The organism is Rhodanobacter sp. MP1X3 (genome assembly GCF_014207165.1).
In the GTDB taxonomy this organism is placed as follows: Bacteria; Pseudomonadota; Gammaproteobacteria; order Xanthomonadales; family Rhodanobacteraceae; genus Rhodanobacter.
The window spans coordinates 117,207-143,098 of the sequence record NZ_JACHCO010000001.1 but is presented as its reverse complement, the minus strand read 5'-3'; the positions used below and the strand labels follow the sequence as shown (position 1 = coordinate 143,098).

25 protein-coding genes are annotated in these 25,892 nt (G+C 60.6%); 9 read left to right on the top strand and 16 right to left on the bottom strand.

Going from position 1 to position 25,892, the window contains the following annotated elements; genetic code table 11:
* Window positions 1–100: 100 nt before the first annotated feature.
* The 5 genes from HDE79_RS00565 to dnaA all read right to left on the bottom strand — a co-directional run bounded on the left by HDE79_RS00565 (window position 101) and on the right by dnaA (window position 8,007).
* A complete protein-coding gene (locus HDE79_RS00565; protein WP_184599988.1) occupies window positions 101–1,396 on the bottom strand; it encodes a tetratricopeptide repeat protein in 1,296 nt (431 codons plus the stop codon).
* A 213-nt stretch (window positions 1,397–1,609) separates the two neighbouring features.
* Entirely contained in the window at window positions 1,610–4,045 is a 2,436-nt protein-coding gene (gyrB, locus tag HDE79_RS00560; RefSeq protein ID WP_184599987.1) for a DNA topoisomerase (ATP-hydrolyzing) subunit B, read from the bottom strand.
* Between the two features lie 94 nt (window positions 4,046–4,139).
* Window positions 4,140–5,219 carry a DNA replication/repair protein RecF gene (gene recF / locus HDE79_RS00555; protein WP_184599986.1) on the bottom strand — a complete coding sequence of 360 codons (1,080 nt, stop codon included), beginning with the start codon at window positions 5,217–5,219 and terminating at the stop codon, window positions 4,140–4,142.
* Window positions 5,220–5,315: 96 nt separating this feature from the next.
* Window positions 5,316–6,416 (bottom strand): DNA polymerase III subunit beta, encoded by a 1,101-nt coding sequence (gene dnaN, locus HDE79_RS00550; protein WP_184599985.1) that lies wholly within the window; start codon window positions 6,414–6,416, stop codon window positions 5,316–5,318.
* 256 nt (window positions 6,417–6,672) lie between these two features.
* Window positions 6,673–8,007, bottom strand: coding sequence for a chromosomal replication initiator protein DnaA (gene dnaA, locus HDE79_RS00545; RefSeq protein WP_184599984.1), 1,335 nt, complete (start codon window positions 8,005–8,007; stop codon window positions 6,673–6,675).
* Between the two features lie 215 nt (window positions 8,008–8,222).
* On the opposite strand from dnaA, the gene rpmH reads away from it, so the two are divergent.
* From rpmH to mnmE, 4 genes are all read left to right on the top strand, one after another.
* Window positions 8,223–8,357: a 50S ribosomal protein L34 gene (gene rpmH / locus HDE79_RS00540; RefSeq protein WP_007082494.1), complete on the top strand. Its 135-nt coding sequence runs from the start codon at window positions 8,223–8,225 to the stop codon at window positions 8,355–8,357.
* A gap of 14 nt (window positions 8,358–8,371) precedes the next feature.
* Window positions 8,372–8,737 (top strand): ribonuclease P protein component, encoded by a 366-nt coding sequence (rnpA, locus tag HDE79_RS00535; protein WP_184599983.1) that lies wholly within the window; start codon window positions 8,372–8,374, stop codon window positions 8,735–8,737.
* A 130-nt stretch (window positions 8,738–8,867) separates the two neighbouring features.
* Window positions 8,868–10,610: a membrane protein insertase YidC gene (yidC, locus tag HDE79_RS00530; RefSeq protein WP_184599982.1), complete on the top strand. Its 1,743-nt coding sequence runs from the start codon at window positions 8,868–8,870 to the stop codon at window positions 10,608–10,610.
* Between the two features lie 81 nt (window positions 10,611–10,691).
* Window positions 10,692–12,053, top strand: a complete 1,362-nt coding sequence (gene mnmE, locus HDE79_RS00525; protein ID WP_184599981.1) for a tRNA uridine-5-carboxymethylaminomethyl(34) synthesis GTPase MnmE — start codon at window positions 10,692–10,694, stop codon at window positions 12,051–12,053.
* Window positions 12,054–12,103: 50 nt separating this feature from the next.
* Here mnmE and HDE79_RS00520 read toward each other — a convergent pair whose 3' ends face one another.
* Window positions 12,104–12,577 (bottom strand): hypothetical protein, encoded by a 474-nt coding sequence (locus HDE79_RS00520; protein ID WP_184599980.1) that lies wholly within the window; start codon window positions 12,575–12,577, stop codon window positions 12,104–12,106.
* 166 nt (window positions 12,578–12,743) lie between these two features.
* Between HDE79_RS00520 and HDE79_RS00515 the strand changes: the two genes are divergently transcribed.
* The gene (locus HDE79_RS00515) at window positions 12,744–13,445 is read left to right on the top strand and encodes a glutathione S-transferase N-terminal domain-containing protein (RefSeq protein ID WP_184599979.1); all 702 of its coding nucleotides are present in this window, start codon (window positions 12,744–12,746) and stop codon (window positions 13,443–13,445) included.
* 52 nt (window positions 13,446–13,497) lie between these two features.
* Here HDE79_RS00515 and HDE79_RS00510 read toward each other — a convergent pair whose 3' ends face one another.
* From HDE79_RS00510 to HDE79_RS00475, 8 genes are all read right to left on the bottom strand, one after another.
* Window positions 13,498–15,216, bottom strand: a complete 1,719-nt coding sequence (locus HDE79_RS00510) for a thiamine pyrophosphate-dependent enzyme (RefSeq protein WP_184599978.1) — start codon at window positions 15,214–15,216, stop codon at window positions 13,498–13,500.
* 193 nt (window positions 15,217–15,409) lie between these two features.
* Window positions 15,410–16,021 carry a hypothetical protein gene (locus tag HDE79_RS00505; RefSeq protein ID WP_184599977.1) on the bottom strand — a complete coding sequence of 204 codons (612 nt, stop codon included), beginning with the start codon at window positions 16,019–16,021 and terminating at the stop codon, window positions 15,410–15,412.
* Between the two features lie 81 nt (window positions 16,022–16,102).
* Complete coding sequence (hslU, locus tag HDE79_RS00500) at window positions 16,103–17,443, bottom strand: ATP-dependent protease ATPase subunit HslU (RefSeq protein ID WP_184599976.1); 1,341 nt, start codon at window positions 17,441–17,443, stop codon at window positions 16,103–16,105.
* Between the two features lie 126 nt (window positions 17,444–17,569).
* On the bottom strand, window positions 17,570–18,106 hold the full coding sequence (gene hslV / locus HDE79_RS00495) for an ATP-dependent protease subunit HslV (protein ID WP_184599975.1): 537 nt from the start codon (window positions 18,104–18,106) through the stop codon (window positions 17,570–17,572).
* Between the two features lie 103 nt (window positions 18,107–18,209).
* A complete protein-coding gene (locus HDE79_RS00490) occupies window positions 18,210–19,112 on the bottom strand; it encodes a tyrosine recombinase XerC (protein WP_184599974.1) in 903 nt (300 codons plus the stop codon).
* 7 nt (window positions 19,113–19,119) lie between these two features.
* On the bottom strand, window positions 19,120–19,803 hold the full coding sequence (locus tag HDE79_RS00485; protein WP_184599973.1) for a DUF484 family protein: 684 nt from the start codon (window positions 19,801–19,803) through the stop codon (window positions 19,120–19,122).
* Between the two features lie 137 nt (window positions 19,804–19,940).
* Complete coding sequence (gene dapF / locus HDE79_RS00480) at window positions 19,941–20,792, bottom strand: diaminopimelate epimerase (protein WP_184599972.1); 852 nt, start codon at window positions 20,790–20,792, stop codon at window positions 19,941–19,943.
* Between the two features lie 13 nt (window positions 20,793–20,805).
* On the bottom strand, window positions 20,806–21,018 hold the full coding sequence (locus HDE79_RS00475) for a lipoprotein (protein WP_184599971.1): 213 nt from the start codon (window positions 21,016–21,018) through the stop codon (window positions 20,806–20,808).
* 122 nt (window positions 21,019–21,140) lie between these two features.
* Here HDE79_RS00475 and HDE79_RS00470 point away from each other — a divergent pair, with 122 nt between their 5' ends.
* Window positions 21,141–21,833, top strand: a complete 693-nt coding sequence (locus HDE79_RS00470; RefSeq protein ID WP_184599970.1) for a hypothetical protein — start codon at window positions 21,141–21,143, stop codon at window positions 21,831–21,833.
* Window positions 21,834–21,894: 61 nt separating this feature from the next.
* On the opposite strand, the gene HDE79_RS00465 is transcribed toward HDE79_RS00470, so the two are convergent.
* Entirely contained in the window at window positions 21,895–22,368 is a 474-nt protein-coding gene (locus tag HDE79_RS00465; RefSeq protein ID WP_184599969.1) for a GNAT family N-acetyltransferase, read from the bottom strand.
* A gap of 341 nt (window positions 22,369–22,709) precedes the next feature.
* On the opposite strand from HDE79_RS00465, the gene HDE79_RS00460 reads away from it, so the two are divergent.
* Entirely contained in the window at window positions 22,710–24,194 is a 1,485-nt protein-coding gene (locus tag HDE79_RS00460) for a RimK family protein (RefSeq protein ID WP_184599968.1), read from the top strand.
* Between the two features lie 39 nt (window positions 24,195–24,233).
* On the opposite strand, the gene HDE79_RS00455 is transcribed toward HDE79_RS00460, so the two are convergent.
* On the bottom strand, window positions 24,234–24,509 hold the full coding sequence (locus HDE79_RS00455) for a hypothetical protein (RefSeq protein ID WP_184599967.1): 276 nt from the start codon (window positions 24,507–24,509) through the stop codon (window positions 24,234–24,236).
* A 202-nt stretch (window positions 24,510–24,711) separates the two neighbouring features.
* Between HDE79_RS00455 and aroE the strand changes: the two genes are divergently transcribed.
* Together aroE and HDE79_RS00445 are read left to right on the top strand one after the other, a co-directional pair.
* Window positions 24,712–25,542: a shikimate dehydrogenase gene (aroE, locus tag HDE79_RS00450; RefSeq protein ID WP_184599966.1), complete on the top strand. Its 831-nt coding sequence runs from the start codon at window positions 24,712–24,714 to the stop codon at window positions 25,540–25,542.
* Complete coding sequence (locus HDE79_RS00445) at window positions 25,539–25,805, top strand: YkgJ family cysteine cluster protein (protein WP_184599965.1); 267 nt, start codon at window positions 25,539–25,541, stop codon at window positions 25,803–25,805. The genes aroE and HDE79_RS00445 overlap by 4 nt, the downstream gene beginning before the upstream one ends.
* The last annotated feature ends 87 nt before the right edge of the window (window positions 25,806–25,892 follow it).

Below are 25,892 nucleotides of genomic sequence, written 5' to 3'. Positions count from 1 at the left end.
GAAAGGTTTTCAACGGTACAACAGCATATGACTTTTGTATAGCCTCTGAAGGGCAGATAAATGGATGTCCATCTGGCCTGCGAGGCATTTACCTTCGATATTATTTACCCGCGCCAGCCTTTTTCAGCCACGCCTTTGCCTTGTCGGCGGTCTGCGGATCCTGAGCAGCCTGTTTCATTGCAGCGATAGCAGCGGGTTTGTCTTTGAGGCCGATCTCGCTATTGGCCAGCAGCATGTATGCCGAACCCTTCTGCTTGACTCCTTTATCGATGCCTTGCTGGATCATCGACTTTGCCTGACTGTATTTCTGCTCCGACAGCAGGATCTGTCCGCCGCGGATGGCGGCCTCGCCGTCTTTGGCCGTTGGCATTGCCTTGGTGTAGGCATCAACGGCGCCGTTGGTGTTGTCAGAGAGCTCGTCGGCTTCGCCGAGCAGCAGATAATTCTCCGCGCTGGACGTGACGATGCTTTTGCTCATGCCCTCCTCCAGCACCTGTGCGGATTTGCTTGCATCGGGCTTGGAGTCGGTGCTGCTGGACTGGGCACGGATCAGATAGAGCTTGGCCAGATTGGTGTAGTTGGCTTCGGTTTTCAGCGTGCCGCTGGCGCGGGCCCTTTCCATGACCTGGATGGCTTCGTCATTCTTGTTCGCCTGCATCAATACGGCAACAGCATTGTCGAGCGCATTGGGATCGTTCGGGTTGGCGGCGAGCTGCTGTTGCGCAACCTGCGCGGCCTGATCGCCCTGGCCGGACTGCGAGTAGCTGGCCATGAGAATCTGGTTCCAGCTCGCCTCGGGTTTGTCGGTCAACGACTGCGCTTTCTTGATGGCGGTAATGGCTTCGGGGAATTTGCCCAGCCGGTAATCAACATTGCCCTCGAGTGCGTAGGAGTTAGCGGTTTCTTTCTTGCCCTCGGCACGCCACTTGGTAATGGTGTCGAGCGCCGGCTGGTATTCCTCGTCCGCGACCTGGAACTGCGCCAGCATGTATTCCAGCTGGAAATACGTGTCGTTGGGCATGACGCCATTGGCCAGTGACTGCTGCAGCAACGCGATGGCGCCCTTGGGATCGTTGTCGACCTGATACTTGATCGTGGCCAGACCCTGCAAGGCGAGCGCCTGGGCATATTTGCTCTTGCTGCCATCGACGATGGGCTGCAGATACTGCAGTGCCTTTGCCTTGTCATTTGCGCTTACCGCATCAAGACCGGCATTGAGGTTTTTCTGATCCTTTTCGCTGGTCAGGTCGAGCTTGGGCGCGACGCGGGTAGCGTTGGGATACTGCACTTCCGGCTTGTCCTTGGACGGGCTGTCTTTCGCCAGCACCGGGCTGCTCGCCAACATCAGCATCAGGGCGGCGCTCGCCAGTGTGGTGAATCCGTGGACATGCTTCATGGTGATCCTCATCATTCGATGCTCGTTTGAAAACCGCGAGTTGACTATGGAGATTAACCCGAGCAGGCACCGTATAACAAGTCGCACTGCCGCATTAAATATTCATTAAAATCAAAAGCTTGAAGGTTTCGCGATCACTCACCGCGGATATTCGCTACGAAGATTGCGAACGGGTCAAATTTGCCGAATGCATTTGACCCGTTCAACCGATCCTCAGACGTCCAGATTGGCGACCTTGAGAGCGTTCGCCTCGATAAAATCCCGGCGAGGCTCTACCGCCTCGCCCATCAGCATCGAGAACATCTGATCGGCGGCGATGGCATCTTCCACACCAACCTGCAACATGCGGCGGGTTTCCGGGTTCACCGTGGTTTCCCACAGCTGCTCCGGATTCATTTCGCCCAGACCCTTGAATCGCTGGATGCTGCGGCCCTTTTTCGCTTCGTCGAGCAGCCAGTTGCGGGCTTCGACAAAGCTGAGCACGCCGCGCGACGCGTTGCCACGACGAACCACGGCATCGGCCTGGATCATGGCCGCCACCTGCTGACTGACAGCGAGGATGGGACGAAACTCGTTGCTGGCGAAGAACGGCTGCGGCAGAAACCAGGTGTGGCTGAGTCCATGCTGCTCGCGTACCACTTCGATGGCGGCAGGCTGTTCACCGACGGCCGCCCGCAACGACAGTTTGTAGCGCGGTTTACCCAAGCCACTCGCGGCCAGTCGCTGTTCGGCCTGCGTTAGCCAAGTCTGCATAACTGCCGGATCGGCCCACAACGCCGGCTCCAACGGCGTGTGCTCGAGCATCGCGTTGAGCACGGTAGCGTCGAAGCGGTGCGACAACTTGGCGATCTGGTCGAGCGCCTGCTGGTAGCTGCGCAGCAGCTTTTCGAGCGCCTCGCCGGTGATCGGCGGTGCATCCGGGCTGTAGGTCAGCGCGGCGTTGTCGACCGCACTGGAGATTAGGTAATCGTTTAGCGCCGTGTCGTCCTTGATGTACAACTCCTGCTTGCCCTGCTTCACCTTGTACAGCGGCGGCAGGCCGATGTAGATGTGACCGCGCTCGATCAGTTCGGGCATCTGGCGATAGAAGAACGTCAGCAGCAGGGTGCGGATATGCGAACCGTCGACGTCCGCATCGGTCATCAGGATGATGCGGTGGTAACGCAGCTTGTCCGGGTTGTACTCGTCCTTGCCGATGCCGGTGCCTAGCGCGGTGATCAGCGTGCCGACCTCGGCCGAGGCCAGCATACGGTCAAAACGTGCCTTCTCGACATTCAGGATCTTGCCCTTCAGCGGCAGCACGGCCTGGGTCTTGCGGTTGCGGCCCTGCTTGGCCGAGCCGCCGGCCGAATCGCCCTCGACCAGGAACAGTTCGCACAGCGCCGGATCCTTCTCCTGGCAGTCGGCCAGCTTGCCTGGCAGACCGGCGATGTCCAGCGCGCCCTTGCGGCGTGTCATCTCGCGTGCCTTGCGGGCAGCTTCACGGGCACGGGCAGCATCGACCACCTTGGAAGCGATCGCCTTCGCCTCGTTCGGATGTTCGAGCAGGAATTCGCCCAGCTTCTCGTTGACGACTTGTTCCACCACCGTCTTGACCTCGGACGAGACCAGCTTGTCCTTGGTCTGCGAGGAGAACTTCGGATCGGGTACCTTGACCGACAGCACGGCAATCATGCCTTCGCGCATGTCATCGCCGGTCGGCGTGACCTTGGCGTTTTTCGCCAGACCGGATTTCTCGATGTAGCTTTGCAGCGAACGGGTCAGTGCGGCGCGAAAACCGGTGAGATGCGTACCACCATCGCGCTGCGGAATATTGTTGGTAAAGCAGTACATCGATTCCTGGTAGGAGTCGGTCCACTGCATCGCCACTTCCACCGTGATTCCGTCCTGCTCCGCGGTCAGGCTGATCACGTTCGAGTGCAACGCTGTCTTCAGCTGCGCCAGATGCTGCACGAAGGAGCGGATGCCGCCTTCGTAGGCAAACGTGTCGTTTCGGCCATCGCCACGCTCGTCCTTCAGCTCGATCGTGACGCCGGAGTTGAGGAAGGCCAGTTCTCGCAGACGCTTGGCCAGAATGTCGTAGTGAAACTCGAGATTGTTGGTGAACGTGGCCGGGCTGGGTTTGAAGCGAACAAGCGTGCCACGCTTGTTCGATGCACCGACCGATTTGAGCGGATACAGCGGCTCGCCGTGGGCGTATTCCTGCTGGTATTCCTCGTCGCCGCGGTAAATGGTGAGCCACAAGTGCTCGCTCAACGCGTTGACCACCGAGACGCCAACGCCGTGCAGGCCGCCGGAAACCTTGTAGGAGTTTGCATCAAACTTGCCACCAGCGTGCAGCACCGTCATCACCACCTCAGCGGTGGAACGGCCCTCTTCCGGATGTGTATCCACTGGGATACCGCGGCCGTTGTCGATCACGCTGACCGACTCATCCTCATGGATGGTAACGATGACTCTGTCGCAATAACCCGCCAACGCTTCGTCGATGGCGTTATCCACCACTTCGAACACCATGTGATGCAGGCCGGTGCCGTCATCGGTATCGCCGATGTACATGCCGGGGCGCTTGCGCACCGCTTCCAAGCCTTTCAGTACCTTGATGTTACTCGAGTCGTACGTCGGTTCGTTGGTGGATTCTTCGTTCATTCGATGACCGTTTCCTGGCGCCAGCGACCCATCGCGATGGCGCGGTGACGGGTCGGGCAAGGGTTATGCATTGTCGATGGATGCAACCTTTCGATTATAGCAGGCGCGCGACCAAGCCCTGTTCCACGTGGAACATGCTGGTTGAAATCGCACTCAAGGCCCGCGGTGCTTCTGTGCCCGTCAGCAGAACCTGCGCACCGGCTGCGATCAACTGCTCGACGACCGCCGTTTGATGGGCCTGATCCAGTTCAGAGGCCAGATCGTCCAGGCAGACCACCGGCCATTCCCCGCAACAGTCAGCGTGAAGCTGCGCTTGCGCCAGCATGCAGCCTAAAGCGGTCAATTTCTCTTGACCGCGCGAGAGATGCTCGCGCAGAGGTGCGTGCTCAAAAGCAATCGACCAATCCGCGCGGTGTGGCCCAACCGTTGTGTGGCCACGGGCGACATCCCTACCCCGTTGTTCCTGGAGCAAACGGCCAAGATCTGCGTCTTCTGCCCATCCCCTGCGATAGCGCAGCTCCAATCCGCCAAGCTCAGGGAGAAGTCCAGCCGCGCTCGAAGCTAGCTTGGGACGCAATAGATCTAGATAGGCACGTCGGAAGCTGTCAATTCGCTCGGCCGTCTGAGCCAACTCACTCTCCCAAGGTTCGAAAAGAGCATCGGAGACGATAGTGCTTGATCGGAGCAGACTATTCCGTTGCTTTAATGCGCGCTGATAGCGTCGCCAGCAGGAGATGAAGTCGTGTTCCACGTGGAACACGCCCCAGTCGAGGTACCTCCTTCGTTCCTCGGAAGGTCCGGCGATAAGTGCGTGTGACCCAGGTTCAAAACAAACGACAGCGCACTGACGCACCAATTGGCCAAGCGCAACATTTTCACCGTCGACCTTGGCTTCCCAACGTGCAGAGCCACGACCGAGACCTATTCGACACATCCGATCATCCGAATGACGCAACTCGGCAAAGACCGATAGTTGGTTGGCGCCACGCTGGAGCAAGGCGTCTTTTGCTCCGCTGCGAAACGAACTGGCATGGGACAACAAAAACACCGCTTCAAGAACGCTGGTTTTGCCTGCGCCGTTGTCACCAATAAAAAGGTTGATCGCCGGATTCAATGCGAGATCGATATCGGTCAGGCAGCGCAAACCACGGATACGAAGCCGTTCGATCCTCATGCGAAAGATCCGCGCACGTAAAAACGCCGGAATCCCCTGAGGGAGTTCCGGCGTTCAAACCCACGATAATTCGAAGCAATAACCATGCAACAGAGGTCAGAGGCGCAACGGCATGATCACGTGACGGGAATGCTCGTTGTCGTGTTCCTGCACCAGACAGCTGGACTGGGCATCACGCAGGCTCAATCGGGCCTTGTCACCGCGTAGCGCGGCCAAGGCATCCAGCAAATAGCCCACGTTGAAACCGACTGCGAGATCAGAGACGTGGGTGTCGGCCTCAACTTCCTCGACCGCTTCTTCCTGTTCCGGATTATGCGCAACGATGCGCAGTTTGCCAGGCGAGAGTTCAAGACGAACGCCACGATATTTTTCGTTCGACAGAATCGCCGCGCGCTGCAAAGCGCCTCGCAGAACTTCACGATCCAGCGTTGCTGTTTTATCGGCACCCAGAGGAATCACTGCCTCATAATCCGGGAACCGGCCATCAATCAACTTGGAGGTGAAAACGACATCGCCACGATGCACGCGAAGATGATTGCGGCCAAATTCAAGCTCGACTTCGCCATCACCGGATTCAAGCAAGCCAACCAGCTCATTGACGCCTTTGCGCGGAATGATGATCTGCCGGCGTGTTGTCACGGAACTCTGCAACTGGGTTTCCTTCATCGCCAGACGATGACCGTCGGTGGCTACGCAGCGAAGTGTATGCTCCTGCAAATCCAGCAGCATGCCGTTCAAGTAATAGCGGACGTCCTGATTCGCCATCGCGAATGAAGTGCGCTCCATCAAATCACGCAGTACTTCTTCGGGAAGGCTGACTTTCTCGACGAGTTCGATTTCGTCAACCGTTGGGAATTCGCTGGCGGGAAGCGTAGTCAAGGTGAAACGACTACGACCTGCATTGAGTGCTATGCGATCGCCGTTGAGCTTCAGCTCGATCTTTGAGCCATCCGGCAATGCCTTGACGATATCAAAAAGCTTTCGGGCTGGAATGGTGATCTCACCATCATCCAATTTCTCTGCTTCGGTGGTTGCCACCATCTCGACTTCAAGATCGGTACCAGTAAAAGACACTCGGCCATCGGCAACCTTGACCAGCAGGTTTGCCAGCACAGGGAGTGTCTGACGGCGTTCCACCACGCCGACTACTTGCTGCAAGGGTTTGAGCAGCACTTCTCGTTGGATGCTGAATTGCATGGTTATGCTTTCCTGTAACTGCTGTTCTGTCTTTTAAAAGAAGTTTAGTAGTAGTAGTAGAGGCGGTGGATAACTTTTATTCTTTCTATTCTCTATTAAAATCAAAAACTTGCGCGGATTTGTGCTTGTGCTTGTGCTGGCTATTTACCTGTGTGCCGTTTGTGGATAAGTCCGATAGCCAATTCATCCACTTCTTATCCACAGCCTGCAAGCATGCTTATCCTAAGCTTTGCCGCGATATTGCAACAGGCCAGAGTCAGCCGGTCAGCGTACGAATCAATTGCTCCCAGTCCTGGCGCATGCGTGCATCGGTTTCGACAAATTTGCGGATGGTCTTGCAGGCATGCATCACGGTCGTGTGGTCGCGCCCACCGAAAGCCTCACCGATCTCGGGCAGGCTGTGTTCGGTCAATTCCTTGGACAAGGTCATCGCCATCTGTCGCGGCCTCGCCAGCGAACGCACGCGACGCTTGGACAGCAGATCCTGCAAGCGTACGTTGAAGTATTCAGCCGTGATCTTCTGGATATTCGGGATGGTGATGGCCTGGGCGTGCGTTGCCAGCAGATCACGCAGAGTTTCCTCGGCGAAATCGGTGGTGATGGGCTTGCCGTAGAAATTGGCGCGTGCCGCCAGCGTGTTCAGCGCACCTTCGAGATCGCGAACATTCGATCGGATGCGTTTGGCCAGCAGCATCGCCACACTTTCGTCCACCGCGACGCCTTTCTCGTGCGCCTTGGCCAGCAGAATCGCTGCTCGTGTCTCGAAGTCCGGCGGTTCGATCGCCACGCTCAATCCCCAGCCCAGCCGCGACTTCAGCCGCGGCTCCAGCTTGTCCACTTCTTTCGGATAGCGGTCGCAGGTGAGGATGATTTGCTGCTTGGATTCGAATAGGGCGTTGAACGTATGGAAAAACTCTTCCTGCGTCGTGTCCTTGCCGGCAAAGAACTGAATATCGTCGATCAGCAGCGCATCGACCGAACGAAAGCGTTTCTTGAACTCATCCATGCTCTTGGCGCGCAACGCTTCGATCATCGAACCAACAAACTGCTCCGAGCGCAGGTAAAGCACCTTGCAGTTGGGGTTGTGTTCGCGCATCAGGTTGCCGGCAGCGTGCATCAGATGGGTCTTGCCCAAGCCGGTGCCGCCGTAAAGCAACAGCGGGTTATACGCGCGGCCTGGGTTGGTCGCCACTTGCATCGCGGCAGCCTTGCCCAGCTGGTTCGACTTGCCTTCGACGAAGGTTTCGAAGGTGTAGTGCGGATCGAGGTTGTGATTGAACGTCGCCGCCGTGGGTTCCGTCGTCTTTGCGCGCGGAGAAACAGCGGCTTTTGCCGGCGCCGGCGGCCTTGCCGAATTGGAACCGACATCCACGCGAACGGTTATGGCACGTCCGGCCAGTTGGTTCAGCACCTCGCCTATCAGCGACAGATAACGGTCTTTCACCGTGTCCAACGTGTAGGAATTGGGCGCAAACAGCTGCAAGCCATCCGCGTCATCACGTGCCTGCAAGGGCATCAGCCAGGTGTGCAGGTCTTCGGCGCTTACAATGCCTTCCAGACGCTCAAGGCAGCGCCGCCACAAATCACTCATGAATAGTTTCAACCACGGACTTTAGGGCGCTTTCGCGCATGGCGGGCAGCCAAGTCTAGCAGCAGCGTCGGTACCATCAGGGCGAATTATCCACACGGTTGCGCACAGCCCTGTCCACAGGTCGATGCAGGCGTGATGTCAATCCGATTTGACAGTCGTACTGCATACCGGACATACTTTGCGACCTTTTATTAACATTCCCTTCGGAGTACGCCATGAAGCGGACCTTCCAGCCCAGCAAGCTCAAGCGCGCCCGCACGCACGGTTTCCGTGCCCGCATGGCCACGGCCGATGGTCGCAAGATCATCAATGCCCGTCGTGCGAAAGGCCGCAAGCGCCTGATCCCGTAATCGAGCGGTAGATCATGCAATCCGCCGGTCTGCCGCGCGATGCGCGGTTACGCCGGCCGGCCGAATTCGCCGCATTGCGGTCGAGCAGCGGACGCGCAAGCGGCCGCTGTTTTCATATGCGCTATCGCGGCAACGAGCTCGGTCATGCCCGGCTTGGCTTGGCGATATCCAAGCGGGTTTCCAAGCGCGCCGTCGAGCGCAACCGGATCAAACGACTGCTGCGCGAATCGTTTCGGCGTGTTCGTCATCAGCTGCCGGCAGTGGATCTGATGGTGATGGCTCGAGAGCAGGCTGCCGGTGTTCCCGGTCCGGATTTGCTTGCTGAAATCGATTTGCTGTGGAAGAAGTTGCTCGCGACTCGCAGCGAAACCGTTCGCTGAATCTGCCCACCATTGAAGCCGGCCGCTGCGACCGCCACAATTGCGTGTTGACTCCAGTCTTTATCCGACCTTCCCTCCCTGACCTTCCGCGGCTCTGCATTGTCGTGGCGTTACCCGGATTTGCTACGCGATGAATCAAACGCGCACCTTTCTCATGTTCGCCCTGTTCGCCGTGGGGTATTTCCTGTTTCTGGCCTGGGAGAAGGATTACGCGCCGCTGCCGCCATCCACACCGGTCGCCAGCTCAAGCAGCGCGGCCACGCCATCCGATGGCAGCGTTCCGATCGCTACCAACGAGGGTGCCGCGACAGCCAGCGTCGCTATTCCTGGTGCGGCTCAGACGGCCGGAATCGCGTCGTCGCCCAGCGCAACGACCGCCAAGCTGATCAGCATCGACACCGATGTCCTGCATCTGACCGTGGATACGCGCGGTGGCAGTGTGGTGAAGACCCAGCTGCTGGCCTACCCTTCACTACCGCCGACCCACAACCAGCCCAACCCGCCACCGACGGTGTTGCTGGACAACAGCGACGATGATTATTTCGTGGCACAGAACGGCCTGGTCAGCAGCAGCGACAAGGCGCCAGCGGATCAGCCGAACCATCAGGCGATCTTCACCGCCGCGCAGAGCGACTACTCTCTGGCGCCCGGACAGAACGAGCTGAAAGTTGATCTCACCTGGCAGGATGCTGCCGGTCTGAAAGTCACCAAGACCTATACGTTCAAGCGCGGTAGTTACGAGATCGGTCTGACTCAGCGCATCGACAACGGTGGCAGTCAGTCATGGCAGGGCTACGCCTACCAGCAGCTGCTGCGCGCCGCGCCGCTCAAGCCCAGCAGCTGGATCAAGGGTTATACCGATCCGCAGACACGCTTTGCCCAGGGTGCCGGTTGGTACACGGGCGAAAAATTCGAGAAGTTGCCCTTCAAGAGTTTTTCCGAGCCGAAGGATCAGCTCGACAGCCAGATCAAGGGTGGCTGGGCAGCGATGCTGAAGCTGTACTTCTTTGCCGCCTGGATTCCACCGCCGGGCGAGATGGATCACTACGTTACCAGCACGATCAATCCGGACAGCGGCCAGCCGCATTACCTGATCCGCACGATGGGGCCGGCGCTGAGCGTCGCGCCCGGCCAGACAAGTACCAGTCAGTCGCAGCTTTATCTCGGCCCGAATATCCAGGGCAGCCTCGACGCCATTGCGCCGGGCCTGGACCTGACCATCGACTACGGCATGTTCAAGGCGATCGCGGTGCCGATGCACTGGGTGCTGTCGCAGCTGCATGCCATCGCGCATAACTGGGGCGTGGCGATCATCCTGCTGGTGCTGCTGATCAAGGGCGTGACCTGGAAGCTGACCGCCGTCCAGTACAAGTCCAGCGCCAAGATGCGCAAGCTGCAGCCGCGTATTGCACAGCTGAAGGAACGTTACGGCGACGACAAGCTGAAGATGCAGCAGGCCACCATGGAGCTGTACAAGAAGGAGAAGGTCAATCCGATGGGCGGCTGTCTGCCGGTGCTGATCACAATGCCGGTGTTTCTTGGCCTGTTCTACGTGCTGGAATACAGCATCGAGCTGCGTCACGCATCGTTCCTGTGGATCCCCGATCTCAGCTCGCCCGATCCGTTCTACATCCTGCCGATCATCTATGCGCTGGTGATGCTGGGCACGCAGTGGCTCAACCCTGCAGCCGCCGGCATGGATCCGGCGCAGGCGCGCATGATGAAGGTGATGCCGCTGCTGTTTACGCTGCTGTTTGCCTTTTACCCTTCGGGCCTGTGTCTGTACTACGCGATCAATGGCCTGGTGGGTCTGGGCCAGCAGTGGTGGGTGACCCATCACGTGGATCGTGAAGAAGGAAGCAAAGCCGCCTAAGGCCGCGTGCAACAGAATTAGAGATATCGACAGCCGCGATCGGGAAACCATCGCGGCTGTCTTCGTTTAGAGTGCATGCCGATGACCCTCACACCGTCACCCGATTCATCCAGCGACACGATTGCTGCCATTGCCAGCGCGCCCGGCATGGGCGGTGTGGGTGTCGTGCGGGTTTCAGGCCCGGCCGCGCTGCTCATTGCGCAGACCTTGCTTGGACGCACGCCCAGGCAACGCCACGCCCATTTCGCCGCGTTTCGTGACGCTGATGGCGTGCTGATCGATCGCGGGTTGCTGATGTATTTCCCTGCTCCGGCCTCCTACACCGGCGAGCACGTGCTGGAACTGCAAGGCCACGGCAACAACGTATTGCTGGATCTGCTGTTGCGTCGTGCCTGCGCGTTGGGAGCGCGGCCGGCGCGGCCGGGTGAATTTACCGAGCGTGCTTTTCTCAACGGCAAGCTCGATCTGGCGCAGGCCGAAGCGGTAGCCGATCTCATCGCTTCACGTTCGCAGGCCGGCGCACGCGCCGCGCTGCAGTCGATGGAAGGCGTGTTCTCACGCAAGGTTGATACGCTGCTGCAATCGCTGATTGCCTTGCGTGTGCATATCGAAGCGGCGATCGATTTTCCGGAAGAGGAAATCGACTTTCTCGCCGATCCGGCCATCAATCGTCAGCTCCTGGCCGTGCAAGCCGAACTGGCCGATCTGCTGCGCGAGACGTTGCGTGGATTGCGTCTCAACGATGGGTTGCGCGTGGCCATCGTTGGACGTCCGAATGCGGGCAAGTCCAGTCTGTTGAACGCGTTGGCCGGTAGCGATCGCGCCATCGTCAATGCGACGGCGGGCACGACGCGCGATGTGCTGCGCGAGCAGTTGAGCTTTGACGGCATCGTGCTGGAACTGGCGGACACCGCAGGCCTGCGCGAGACCGATGATGACATCGAGCGCGAGGGGGTGCGTCGCGCCCACGGCGAACTGCATCGCGCCGATGTCGCGTTGCTGGTGACCGATGCCAGGCAGGCTGACGATGATCTCGCTCTGCTGTCGGATGTTGCCGAAAGCGTCGAGCAGTTGGTGCTGGTCAACAAGATCGATCTGGACAGCGATCACCCACATAGCGAACAGCGCGATGGCCGCCGTTGGCTATGGGCCTCGGCAAAGACCGGCGAAGGCCTCGAAACGCTACGCGATACCTTAAAGAACCTTGCCGGGGCCGGCAGCGGCGAAGGTGCATTCAGCGCACGTCGCCGTCATGTACTGGCGCTGCAACAAGTAGACGTCCATTTGCAACACACCGCCCTGTATCTCGGCGAACAGCGCACTGGCGAAATCGCCGCCGAAGAACTTCGCCAGGCGCAGCTGGCGCTTGGCGAAATCACCGGCAACTACAGCAGCGATGATCTGCTGGGCGCTATCTTCAGCTCGTTCTGCATCGGCAAATAACCGCTTGCTTGCGGGCCGCGTTGACTATCCAGGCAGCTATCACTTCAACGTCAGGTTCCTGCTGCTGAGGGGTTGCCGCCGTCATCCCCGCCACCTGCGCCGGGCGAACCCTGTTTGTTGTCACGTCGATGCTGCATGGCTTCCTGCTGCATCTGCTGATACTGCTGGCGCTGGCTGTCGTTGAGGATCGCCTCGATCTGACTGTCGGTATCCTGCTTGAGCGCGCGCATTTTTTGATGCTGATCATGCGGTGAGCTCGATGCATCGGCCCGCATTTGCTGCATTTGCTGCTGACGATTCTGCAGGATCGCCTCGATCTTGGTGGCCTGATCCGGCGTCAGCTGCAGCTTGCGGGTCAGTCGCTCGGTCTGCTTTTGTGGATCGGGCATGGCATGCTGCCCTGGTGCGGTGGTGGTGTTGTCTCCGGGTGGCGGCATGTCCTGAAACGGCGCTGCATAGGCGGTACTGGCAGCGCCGATGCTGACGGCAAGACCGAGCAGGGCGAGACGGCTGGCAAACTTCATGGTGATATCTCCAGTTGGGTATCAAGCGTTGGCAACACGTCGATCAACGCGAGGTACTTGCTGCGGGTTGACGACGCCGCGACCTTTCTTCGCAAAGTCTTATCGGTGCATGGCTCATATTCATCCGGAGGTTTCACTCCCCCTGCTGCTTGCCCGAGGATTTTCCATGATCGAACTGCATTACTGGCCGACGCCAAATGGCCACAAGATCACGATGTTTCTGGAAGAGGCGGATGTGCCTTATGAAATCAAGCCAGTGAATATCGGCAAGGGCGAGCAGTTCGCGCCGGCGTATCTGAAGATTTCACCGAACAACAAGATGCCCGCCATGGTCGATACTGATCCACTCGGTGGCGGCGAATCGCTGAGCATTTTCGAATCCGGCGCGATCCTGCAGTACCTCGCCGAGAAGACCGGCAAATTTTCGCCAACACAGGTGCGCGAACGTTATGTCGTTACCGAGTGGCTGTTCTGGCAGGTCGGTGGGCTGGGCCCCATACTGGGTCAGAACCATCACTTCAATCGTTATGCGCCGGAGAAGATCCCCTACGCGATCGACCGCTACGTCAACGAAACGCGACGCCTCTACGGCGTGCTGGACAAGCGACTGGAGGGACGTGCCTTCATCGCCGGCAAGGATTACACGATCGCCGATATGGCCGCCTATCCATGGATCGTGCCGTACGAGGCGCAGGGCATGTCGCTGAACGATTTTCCGAACCTTAAGGCGTGGTTCGAGCATATCCGTGATCGTGATGCCACCAAGCGGGCGTACGCCCTGGCCGATACGATCAAGGGCAAGACGGATCTTGCCACCGATGAAGAAGCGCGCAAGCACATGTTTGGTCAGGGTGCTTTGAGGAAGTAACGCGTGATGCAAGCCGACGACACTTCGATAGAGCGCCGTCGGTTTTGTTGGGTCAATCGAGGAAGTTGGTGCGCACCAGTTCTTCAACTTCCTTGCCACGACCGGCGATGATCGCCTTGGCCGAATAAAGCGCCGTGTGCAGCACTTGACCTACTTCGATTTTCGGCGGCATAACCAGCTCGTAGCGGTTGACCTTGACGTCGAGCAGGGCAGGGCCAGGTTGCGACAGTACATCTCGCACGGCCTCCTCCAGTGTCGAGGCATCATCCACCCGGCGGCCATAGAAACCGATCACCTCGGCCAGTTTGGCGAAGTCCGGATTTTTCAGTTCGGTGAACGCATCCAGCAGGCCTTCGACTTTCTGCTCCATCTCGACGAAGCCGAGCGAGCTGTTGTTGTAAACGATCACCTTGATTGGAATGTTTTCCTGCACGGCGGTGAGCAGGTCACCCAGCAGCATGCTGATGCCGCCATCGCCGCTGAGCGAGATCACCTGTCGAGCCGGTAACGCTTTTTTGATGCCGAGTGCTTCCGGCATGGCGTTGGCCATGGTGCCGTGGACCAGGCTGGTCAACGTGCGGCGTTTGCCGCTGTTGGTGATATGGCGCAGCAGCCAGACCATTGGGCTACCGCCATCGGCGGTGAATATGGCATCGTCGTCGGCGTGCCGGTCGATCAGTTTCGTGAGGTATTGCGGGTGGATCAGGCCATCCGTGCCGGGGTGCTCCTCCTCGGCGATCTGCTTGAGCGTGGCTTCGCGATGCTTGAGGCTGTTGCGCAGGAACGCATGCTCCTCACGCGGGTGCAGGCGCGGCAGCAATGCTTCGATGGTGTCCTTGATGTGGCCGACCACACCAATATCAACGGGATGGCGTCGGCCCAGATGCGTGGCGTCGCTGTCGATCTGGATCAGCTTGGCTTCGTTGGGATAGAACTGGCTCCAGGCGAAATCGGCACCGAGCAGGAGCAGTGTGTCGCAGGCATCCAGCGCACGGAAACCCGACTCCACGCCGAGAATGCCGGTCATGCCCATGTTGTACGGGTTGTAAGGCTCGATGAAGTCCTTGGCGCGCGAGGTATGCGCTACCGGCGCCTTGATCTTTTCGGCCAACGCGACGATTTCCTGCTCGGCGCCCTCGCAGCCGGAGCCACAGTAAAGCGTGACGCGTTTGCCGGCGTTGATCACCGCGGCGATCTCATTAAGCTCGGCATCGGAGGGTCGCAGCACCGGATGCGGCTGGTGTGGGCGGAAGGCGAGACCGTCTTCGACTTCCATCTGGCTGATATCGCCCGGCACGATGATCACCGCTGCGCCACGCTTGTTGAGCGCGGCCTGTGCCGCCAGCGCAGTGACGCGGCGTGCCTGTGCCGGCGAATGGATATACGCACAGAAGTGGCTACAAGTGTCGTAGATCGGTTTCAGATCCACTTCCTGCGGGAAATCCATACCCATCTCGCTGGTGGCGACCTGGGTCGCGATCAGCACCACCGGCGCGCGGTTGCGGTGCGCCTCGAACAGGCCGTTGATGAAATGCAGGCTGCCGGGACCGCAGGTGCCGGCACAGGCGGTGAGTCGTCCCGTGATCAGCGCCTCGCCACCGGCGGCCATGGCGCCGGCTTCCTCATGCCGCATGTGTACCCATTCGATATTGCTGCGGCGGATTGCATCGGTGATGTGGTTGAGCGTGTCGCCAACGATGCCGTAACAGCGCTGCACACCCGCTTCTTGCAGCGTCTCGATGATGATGTCGGCGACTTTCTTCTTGCTCATGGGCGATCTCCGCGAAGTTTGAAAACGCGGACACCGGGCGGTGCGCGCAAACCTTGATTGGATGCGCTCCCATGAAAATTCCGAGTGAACGCACAGCGCCATTCGCGGTTTGCAGAAACGAAAGCGCCCGCCGCGTTGAGCGGCAGGCGTTTAGTGGGTCGTGTTGCGATTCCGCGCGGACGAAGACTTCAGATCAGACGCGGCCGACGCCTGTATCGCTCTGTTCCAGCGGCGGTGCCGCGCCGGCCACGGCCAGCAGCGACTGTGCGTAGCTGTCTTCGATACTGACGGTGGACACCTCATCCCAGCCGAAGAATGACACCTCGCGCATCCATTCCGCGTCGGGGCTCAGCTCCTGCATGTAGAAACCGTCCTCATCGACACTGGCCAGGCGGCCGATATAGCAGACTTCGGATTCGTCCTCGCTGTCCACATGCACGCCGATCACCGGTGCCTGTGCGCCCGCGGCCTGGATCACTTCGCGGATGTTGTCCAGCGGAAAGCCGCGCGGCGGTCGCGGCAGGATGTGCTTCAGCGCCAACGCCTTCTCGAAAAAGATGTGGTGCTTGTCCGGCGCTTCCAGCTCGGAAACGTCGCGGTGGCGCATGATGTACATGCCGTCGTAGGTAATGCCGTCGCCGACCACCCAGAGCAGGAAGAATTCCTGCCCGACGCCGCCCACGTAGCCGCAAAAGCTGCCATGTTCGAGGTCTTCGCGCCACAGCCGGATCAGCGTCTGATTCTGCTGCGCTTCGCGCAACTGGGCGCGCTGGCCGGTGGTTTTGAGTTCAATGATGTTGCTCACGGGCATGATTTTACCAGATCGGGCCGAACAGCTTGTTAGGGATGGCCGAAAGCACAAGAACTTGCGATACGGGACGTGAAATCACAGTATGTAGCGGCTGAGGTCCTCGTTCTGCACCAGGCTGGCCAAGCTCTTGTCCACATGCTCGGCGTCGATCAGGTAATGCTCGCCGGATTTGTCGGCGGCCTCGTAGGAAATCTTTTCCAGCAGGCGCTCCATCACCGTATGCAGCCGTCGTGCGCCGATATTTTCGGTGCGCTCGTTGACCTGGAACGCCACTTCGGCCAGGCGGTCGATGCCGCTGTCGACAAATTCCAGCGTCACCCCCTCGGTTCCCAACAGGGCAACGTATTGCTTGGTCAGCGCGTTGTGCGGCTCGCGCAGGATGCGCTTGAAGTCATCGACGCTGAGCGCCGACAGCTCCACACGAATCGGCAAGCGGCCCTGCAGTTCGGGAATCAGATCGGACGGTTTCGCCAGCGAAAACGCACCCGAGGCGATAAACAGCATATGGTCGGTCTTGATCGGGCCGTATTTGGTCGACACGGTGGAGCCCTCCACCAGCGGCAGCAGATCGCGCTGCACGCCCTCGCGGCTGACACCGGCGTGGCCGTGGTCGCCGCGCTGGGCGACCTTGTCGATCTCGTCGATGAAGACGATGCCGTTCTGCTCAGCTGCTTCCATCGCCAGCGAGCGGATTTCATCGTCGTTGAGCAGCTTGCCGGCTTCCTCGTCGACCAGCATCGGCCGCGCCACCTTGATCGCCAGCTTGCGCTGCTGGGTCTTGGCGCCGCCGACGTTCTGGAACATCTGCCGCAGCTGCGCGCCCATTTCCTCCATGCCCGGCGGCGACATGATTTCCACGCCGACATTCATAGCGAAATCCAGTTCGATCTCGCGTTCGTCCAGCGCGCCTTCGCGCAGTTGCTTGCGTAGCTTCTGGCGCGTGTCGTTTTCGATCGCTGGTGCCGGTGCATCGTGACTCCAGTCGGTTGGCGCGGACTGCCGGCGCGGCAGCAGCGCGTCGAGGATGCGGTCCTCGGCGCGATCCTCGGCCAGCGTGCGCACACGCTTCACCGCCTGCTCGCGGGTCAGCTTGTACGCGACGTCAGCGAGGTCGCGGATGATTGATTCGACATCCTTGCCCACATAGCCGACCTCGGTGAACTTGGTCGCTTCCACCTTGACGAACGGAGCATTGGCCAGCGTGGCCAATCGACGCGCGATCTCAGTCTTGCCGACGCCGGTCGGGCCGATCATCAAGATGTTTTTCGGCGTGACTTCATTGCGCATTTCCGGCGCCAGCTGCATGCGTCGCCAACGGCTGCGCAGCGCCACGGCCACCGCTCGCTTGGCGTCGTTCTGGCCAATGATGAAGCGGTCGAGTTCATTGACGATTTCGCGGGGAGTGAGTTCGGACATGGCTGGACCAGGAATGAGGGGCGAATCCCCCAAAGGGGATAAATAGCAACGGCGCTAAACCGTCTGCGTGCTTTAGTGGATAGAGGTGAGCGGAGCGGTAGATCGGTACCCTCGCACTCGTCCCTCCTAAAGCTCTTCGATGCTGACGTTGTGATTGGTATAGATGCAGATGTCGCCGGCAATCTTCAGCGCTTTCTCGACAACCGTACGCGCGTCCAGATCGGTGTTTTCCAGCAGAGCCAGCGCGGCCGATTGCGCGAACGGGCCGCCGGAGCCGATGGCGATAAGCCCGTGCTCCGGTTCCACCACGTCGCCGTTGCCGGAAATCAGCAGCGAGGCGTCCTTGTCGGCGACCGCCAGCATCGCTTCGAGCCGGCCGAAGCGGCGATCGGTGCGCCATTCCTTGGCCATTTCCACGGCGGCACGGGTGAGGTTGTTGTTGTGTTTTTCGAGCTTCTGCTCGAACAGCTCGAACAGGGTGAACGCGTCAGCGGTGGCGCCAGCAAATCCGGCGACCACGTCAGCCGCCTTGCCGAGCCGGCGCACCTTGCGCGCATTGCCCTTCATTACCGTGTTGCCCAGCGTGACCTGACCGTCGCTGCCGATGACGACGCGGCCTTCGCGACGTACGCAGACGATGGTGGTGGCGTGAAACGATTCCATGAGCGCTCCGCTTGTTTGCCTGAACCGCCGAGATGGGGCCGCCAGCCCTTGCTTCAATGTCTACGCCATGGGAATGGCTGGGCCAAATGCACCCAAAGGTCTGTCAGGGCTTGCTTTTGGCCCGCGGATGCGCCGCGTCGTAAACCTTGGACAGGTGCTGGAAATCGAGGTGCGTATAGATTTGGGTGGTCGCGATATCGGCGTGACCAAGCAGTTCCTGCACCGCACGCAGGTCGCCGGAGGATTCCAGCATGTGGCTGGCAAAGGTATGCCGCAGCAGATGCGGATGGATATGTTTGGGGATGCCCTGCTGCAGCGCCAGCGTTTTCATGCGCAACTGGATCGTGCGCGGATTGATCGGTGCACCGCCGCGGCCGCGGAAAATAGCGCTCTCGGCGACCATGCCTTCTTCCGCACCAAGCGCGCGCAGCGCGGTGACGGCATGACGGCCAACCGGCACGATGCGCGTCTTGCTGCCCTTGCCGAGCACGCGTACTTCGCCGCCATCGAGATCGAGATCGAGCCAGCGCAGGCCGACCAGCTCGGACAGGCGCAGCCCGCTGGAATAGAACAGCTCCAGCATGGCGCGATCGCGCACGGCCAGCTTGCCGCCGCTGTCGGTTTCCACCAGGGCGCTGGCCTCGTCGACATCCAGCACCTGCGGCAGCTTGCGCCGCACCTTGGGGCCGCGTACGCCGAGCATCGGATCGTGGCTGAGCTGGCCTTCGCGCGTGAGTTGGCGAAACAGGCTGCGACAGGACGAGAGCAGCCGCTGCAGGCTCTTCGGCGCGAGGCCCTCCCTGCCCTTGCTGCCGCGATGTTCGGTGGCGACGAAGGTGCGCATGCGGTTGGCGTCCAGCGCATCGAACGTCCCGATCGCGTTGTCCTGCATGAAACGCAGCAGCTTGGCCAGATCGCGACGGTAGCCAGAGACCGTATGCGGCGAAGCCTGGCGCTCGCTGGCCAGGCGGCCGAGCCAGTCATTGATCTGGCGTTCGGGCGTCACTGCCGACTCAGGAAACGTCCCGCGAGCGCGCCAGCGCGGCGGTGATCGTGGCGGCAATCATTTTCAGAAACAGATTGCCCATGCCTGGCTGGAAACGATCCGGGTCGTTGCTGCCGATCGCCAACATGCCGGCATCACCCAAACGCATCATCGCTACCGAGCGGGTTTCCGCGGCGGCGCTGCCAAACAGCCGTTCGATCCGTTCGATCGACAGCCGTCCGGACACGGGCTCGTTCTGATGCAGAAAGTCGCTGAATTCCGGCAGCGCATCGGGACCGGCCACCTGTATCAGCCAGTCGGCGCGCGGCAGCGGCGGTTCGCTGGCGAACAGCACCAGGCGCACCTGGTCGGTGTGGAAATCGGCGGTGAGTTTGGCCACCACGCTGCGCGCGGTCACTTCGATGGTGTTGGCCCGCAGCAACGCCACGGTGAGCGCGTGCACGCGCTCCATCAGCTTTTCGTTCTCGGCGGCAATCGCGATCAGTTCGGCCAGACGGCGTTCGAGTTCGGCGTTCTTTTCGCGCAGGCTCTGCAGTTGATAGGTGGCCAGCGATGCAACCGGGCCTTTTTCGTGCGGCATCTTCAACTGCGCCGCCAGCTCGGGATAGTCGCTGAGAAATTCCGGATGCAGCTTCAGATAGGACGCGACAACGCGCGCCTGGGTAGCGTCATCGAGCAGGGTTGCGGTCATGCGCTGGGTACCTCGAAGCAGAAGCGGGGTGCGCAGAAAAGCGCGTTTGCCTGATCAGTGTGCGATGGACCGGCTCCGGCTTCAACTGCGGGTTTGATATAGCAGCTCGAAATGGCGTTCACGCCGTACCGGAAAGATCACGGCAAAGAAGTCGCGTCGACGAACCACTCACCTTCAAACACAAAGGTTGCCGAGCCGCTCATCCACAGCGGCTGGCCGGGGCCAGCCCAGTCGATCTGCAGCGTGCCGCCGGGCAAGCTCACTTGCACGCTGTCATCCACGTCGCCGCGCTGATGCAGCACGGCCATGGCGGCGCAGGCACCGGTGCCGCAAGCCTGGGTCCAGCCGACGCCGCGCTCATGCACGTTGAGGCGCAAATGGCCGCGATCGATGATCTGCACGTAATCGGTATTGGCTCCTTCGGCAAAACGCGGGTGCGTGGTGATGGCTGGTGCCTGACTCATCATGTCGCGCGCAGGGAGCGCCTCGACGGTAACCACCGCATGCGGATTGCCCATCGACACGGCGCCGATATCCAGTGTCTGCCCGTCGACCTCAATGGTGTAACGGTCGGCGACGTGCTCTGCCTCGAACGGAATGTGCGCCGGTTCGAATACCGGCTCACCCATGTCCACCGACACCCGGTCAGCCGCAAGCAGACGAACGGTGACGGGCCCCGAAGGGCTTTGCAGCCGTACGGTGTCGCCGATGGGCAACGCATTGGCGCGATGCAGCCATGCAGCCACGCAGCGGACGCCGTTGCCGCATTGCCGCGCGGCTGAACCATCGGTGTTCCAGATGCCGTAATAGAACGCGCAGCCGGACTCGCGACTAGGTTCGATGCTGATCAACTGATCGAAGCCGACGCCAGTATGGCGATCGGCCAAGGCACGGATCTGCGCGGGATTCAGCGCAAACGGTGTGTGTCGGCAATCCAGCACCACAAAGTCGTTGCCGATGCCGTGCATCTTCGAAAAGCGCAACTTCATGATCGGCGCCCGCTCAGTATTGCGTGCTATCCGGCCGTTGGTTGTCAGGCACCAGGCTGTCCGCATCGATGGCCGGCTTGGGCTTTACCGTGGTACTCGATGCCGGTGCTGGCTTGGTTGCCGGCGGCAGATACAACGGACCTTTCTGACCGCAGCCGGCGAGCGTGCTGGCTGCGAGACAAGACAAGGTCAGCAAAAGCAAATTCAGCGGGAGCGGTCGGCGCATGACGAGATTTCCTGTAGAGACCCGCAGTATAGCGATGCGCGGTTAACTCATCGCAGCATCGCGCGGTCATGCCGTTTATGATGCGCGAATCACGTTACGCCCGCGCGGCGAGGGATTTCACGATGGATTGGAGCACATGGCTGCGCATGCCAATGACCGTGCTGTTGGTGCTGGCGGCGGTTTTCCTGCTGATTACCCTGGTGCAACTGGTCGTGCTGCGGCAGCATTTGCACGGTGGTCGGCGGCTCGCTGCGATGTGGCGAGCCCTGCTTTGTCTGATTTTTTTCGCGTTGGCGTTGCTGCTTGGCGGCACCGGCTACGCGCTGCGCGGGTATCGCCTGCTCAGCGAAGAGACGCCGGTGGTGGATATCGACGCGCATATCCTTTCACCGCAGCGTTGGGCGCTTACGTTGACCTGGCCTGATGGCAGCACGCGGCAGGTGCAGGTTGCCGGCGACGATTGGAACATCGAAGCCATCGTGTTGAAGTGGAAGCTGCCAGCTCTGCTGTCGGGCGTGCCGCCGCTGTACCGGCTCGATCGCCTGTCCGGCCGCTATGACGATGCCACCCAGGAGGCCAGCGCACCGCGCACCGTCATCAGCTTCGACCATGCCGACGACGGCTTCGATCTGCTCGATCTGCACAAGCAGTATCCCGACTGGCTTCCCGAGGTCGACACCCTCTACGGCAGCGGCGCGTTCCTGCCGCTGGTCGACCAGGGCCACTACACGGTGAGCCTGATGCGCACCGGTGCGCTGGTGGCGCGGCCGGATGAGGCGACGCAGCAGAAGATCGGGCAACCGTTTGGGGGCTGATCGTTGTTGCAGGCATCGTTGTTGCAGGTGCGGAAGCTTCAAGTTCTCGCCGGCGACTTGATCAGTCCAGCGCCTTTTCATACCGCCAGCCATCGGCGCCGTCCTGATAGAAGCGCGGCAATGAAGCGATGCGCTGATAGCCGAGGCGTTCGTAGAGCTTCATGGCACTGATGTTGTCGGTGCGTACTTCGAGACGCAGGGTACGACAGCGCCGCTGACGGGCCGCGGCCTCAGTGGCTTCGACCAGTGCGGTGCCCACACCCTTGCCGCGCGACTCGGGTTGGCTGGCCAGTGAATACAGGCGTGCCACGCTGCTGCCTTTGCGGAAAAACACCACGGCGGTGCCGAGAAATCGGCGATGGTTGGCACTGGCGACCAGCACCAGCGCGGAGTCGCTGTCGAGGTGACGGCGGTACTGATCGCGGGTCATGCGGTCGCTATCGAAGGTGCGGTCTTCCAGCGTCACCAGATCGTCGAGGTCAGACGTCTCGGCGCGGCGGACGCGCACGCTGGCAGTGGCAGGGGATGGACGCATGCTTGCTGGATCCCGGTGCCGCACGCTCTGCAAGGCGATCGGCGGCTGACGGTGAATGGAAGTGAATCCGGATGCCATGGAGTCGAAGTCCCGCAGTGAATGAGTGACGCAGTAAACGGGCAGGCAAATCCAACAGCCCTTCGGACCGCGCGGACTCTAACAGCCGGCGGCATTCGTGGCGTGTATTTTTCATTGGTTCGCGATCTGATGCCGATCGCGTTTAATCCCGCTTCAGCGCTTTGACTTGTTCGGTGCCGGCCCTGTGCCAAACTGCGCGCCGTGCGTATCGCGCCCCGCCACCGCTGGGCAATCTGCTCCAACCGCATTGCCTGAGTGGTGTCATGACCCGTCTGGTCATCGTTGTCGAAAAAGCCTCCGATTGGGCTTCGTACTACCCGTCTGTCGACGTGATGAGCGCGATGGACTACCTGCGCGAGCCGATCGGTAACGACGATGAACGCACCCACGTCATTAACTTGTGCCGCAGTTACAAATACCTCGGCACCGGCTATTACGTGTCGCTGCTGGCCGAGGCGCGCGGACACAAGGTGATGCCGTCGGTGCGCACGGTCAACGACCTGCGCCGCCGCTCGCTGTACGGCGTGGACATCGACGATCTGAACCAGAAGCTCACGCACTTTCTGCCCGCCGGCGGTCGCGACACCACGGATCTGGGCATTCTGGTCTACTTCGGTGAAACCGCTTATCCGGCATTGCAGGACCTAGCGCGGCAGGTGTTTGAAACCTTTCCCTGCCCGCTGATGCGCATCGAGTTCGAGCGCGACCGCGTGTGGCAGGTTAGTTCTATCAAGCCGGTGGGTCTGCATACGCTGGACGACGCGCAGGAAGACGCGTTCGCCGAAGAACTCGATCGCTTTTCGCGCAAACTGTGGCGCAAGCCGCGCGCGCGCAAGCTGTATCGCTACGACATCGCAATGCTGGTCGACACCAAGGAGATGATGCCGCCGTCGAACAGAAAGGCGTTGAAGGCGTTCGTCGCTGCGGGCAAACAGCTTGGCATCGAAGTCGACATGATCGGCAAGAACGATTACCAGCGCCTGGCCGAATACGACGGCTTGTTCATCCGTGAAACCACTGCCAGCGACAACCACACCTACCGCTTTGCCCATCGCGCCGAGAAGGAAGGCATGGTGGTGATGGACGACCCCACCTCGATCCTGCGCTGCACCAACAAGATCTTCCTCAACGACCTGATGGTCTCGCGCAAGCTCGCGGTGCCGCGCACCGAAATCCTCTATCGCGATGATGCCAAGGGCATGAAGGAAGTGGTCGCCAAGCTAGGTTTTCCGCTGGTGCTGAAAATTCCGGACGGTTCGTTCTCGCGCGGCGTAGTGAAAGTGCAGAGTGAAGAAGCGCTGGGAAAAGCCGCCGGCGAATTGTTCCAGCACAGCGCCCTGCTGCTGGCGCAGGAATACCTCTACACCGAGTTCGACTGGCGCATCGGCGTGCTGAATCATGAGCCGTTGTTTGCCTGCAAGTACTACATGTCGCGCGGTCACTGGCAGATCTACAACCATGGTGCCAAGGGCACCGCGAAGAGCGGCGGTTTCGAGACCATCGCGGTGAACGACGCGCCGGCCGACGTGGTGAAGCTGGCGCTGAAAGCCACCCAGCCGATTGGCGACGGCCTCTACGGCGTCGATCTGAAGCAGGTCGGCAACAAACCGGTGGTGATCGAGGTCAACGACAACCCGTCGATCGATGCCGGCGTCGAAGATGCCCATCTCGGCGACGCGCTTTACCTGCAGATCATGGGCGAGTTCCTGCGCCGGATGGAGCGCAAGCGGCAGGGCATCACAAGCTAGGTTCCGAAGGCATGGCGTCAGGTATCAATCCATCATCTCTCAGTGCCACATCACCATGCGCAGCGATGGCTGGCGCGGTCGGCGCAGTGCGAGAAGCTGGCGTGGCAGCGATGGTTCCACAGCCAGCAGTACGATGAATGGCGCGGCGACCAACCAGAATACCGGCGTCCAGCCCAACAACTCCGTGTAAACCGGTACCAGCGTGGTGATCAGCAGAAAGCAGCCGCCCAGCAGCCACAGCCCGGCCGCGCCGAACAGGCGCTGGTGGTAGCGGGCTTCTTGATGACGGCTGTCGGTAATGGGTTGTGCGCGCATGGGCCGGCTCCTTCGGTTTCGGATGACTGCAGCTTCCGACGTGCGTATCTCACGGGCTGCGACTCGTCAGCGGCGATTTTCGGAAACGCCAACGCGCCACTGGCATTCTTTGTCGCCGGGCAATCGTCACCAAATTGATCGCTAGTAGAATGATCGTCCTGACGCCGAGCCCGGCGACAAAACGAGTGTTCCGGACACCTGCATGCCTGCCCTTTCCTTCGCCGTCTTCGGCCACCCCATCAAGCACAGTGTGTCGCCGACGATCCACCGCGCGTTTGCCGAGCAGTTCGGTATTTCACTGGAATACCGCGCCATCGACGCCGCGCCCGCCGATTTCAGCACCGCCGTGCGGCAGTTTTTCGCGGACGGCGGCTATGGCGCCAATGTCACCCTGCCGCACAAGGCCACGGCCTTTGCGCTGGCCGATGAGCGCAGCGAGGCCGCGACCCGCGCCGGCACGGCCAACGTGCTGACACGTCTTCCGGATGGTCGTCTGGCCGCACACAACACCGACGGCGCCGGCATGGTCCGTGACATGATCGAACGTCATGGCATGACATTACGCGACCAAACAGTGCTGATGCTGGGCGCCGGTGGTGCGGCACATGGCGTGGCGTGGAATCTGCTCGACGCCGGCGTGCGCACGCTCCTCATCGTCAACCGTTCACGCGAATCCGCCGATTCGCTGGCCGATGCGATCGGCGATCCGGCCCGCGTACAGTCGCAAGAGTGGCGGCAACTGGCCGACCTCGACAGCGTCGACCTGATCGTTCACGCGACGTCGGCTGGTGTGCACGGCGCTGCCCTGCAGTTGCCATCCTCGCTGGTCGCTGATCACACGATTGGCTATGACCTTTCCTACGGCGCGGCGGCGGCAGGTTTTCTGGATTGGGCGAAAAACGCCGGCGCACGCGACGCGTTCGATGGCCTTGGCATGCTTCTGGAAACCGCCGCCGATGCCTTCGCGCTGTGGCACGGCCAGCGGCCGCGGACTGAGCCGGTATATCAGTCGCTGCGTCGGCAAACCGCGTGAGTGGATTGTCCTGCCGCGCTGGCTGCGGGGCCTGCTGCATTGCGCCTTCGATCAGCTCACCAATCCCCGGCATGCTCCATGGCAAGCCGGCCGGTGTTCGCTGTGTACAGCTCACCACAGACAACCGCTGCGCGATTTTCGGTGATCCTCGTCGGCCGGCCGTTTGCGCCAGCCTGCAACCCGAGCCGGTGATGTGCGGCCGCGACCGCCAGCACGCGATGGCGTGGCTGACGGCCCTGGAAGCCGCCACCGCTGGCGACTGAGCGCACGGTTGATGTGTTGAAAAGTGCGCGGCGTGCTGGTTCTTGCGCTGCATGGGTGTGCTACTTTTCCCCAACAGGGGTACCACT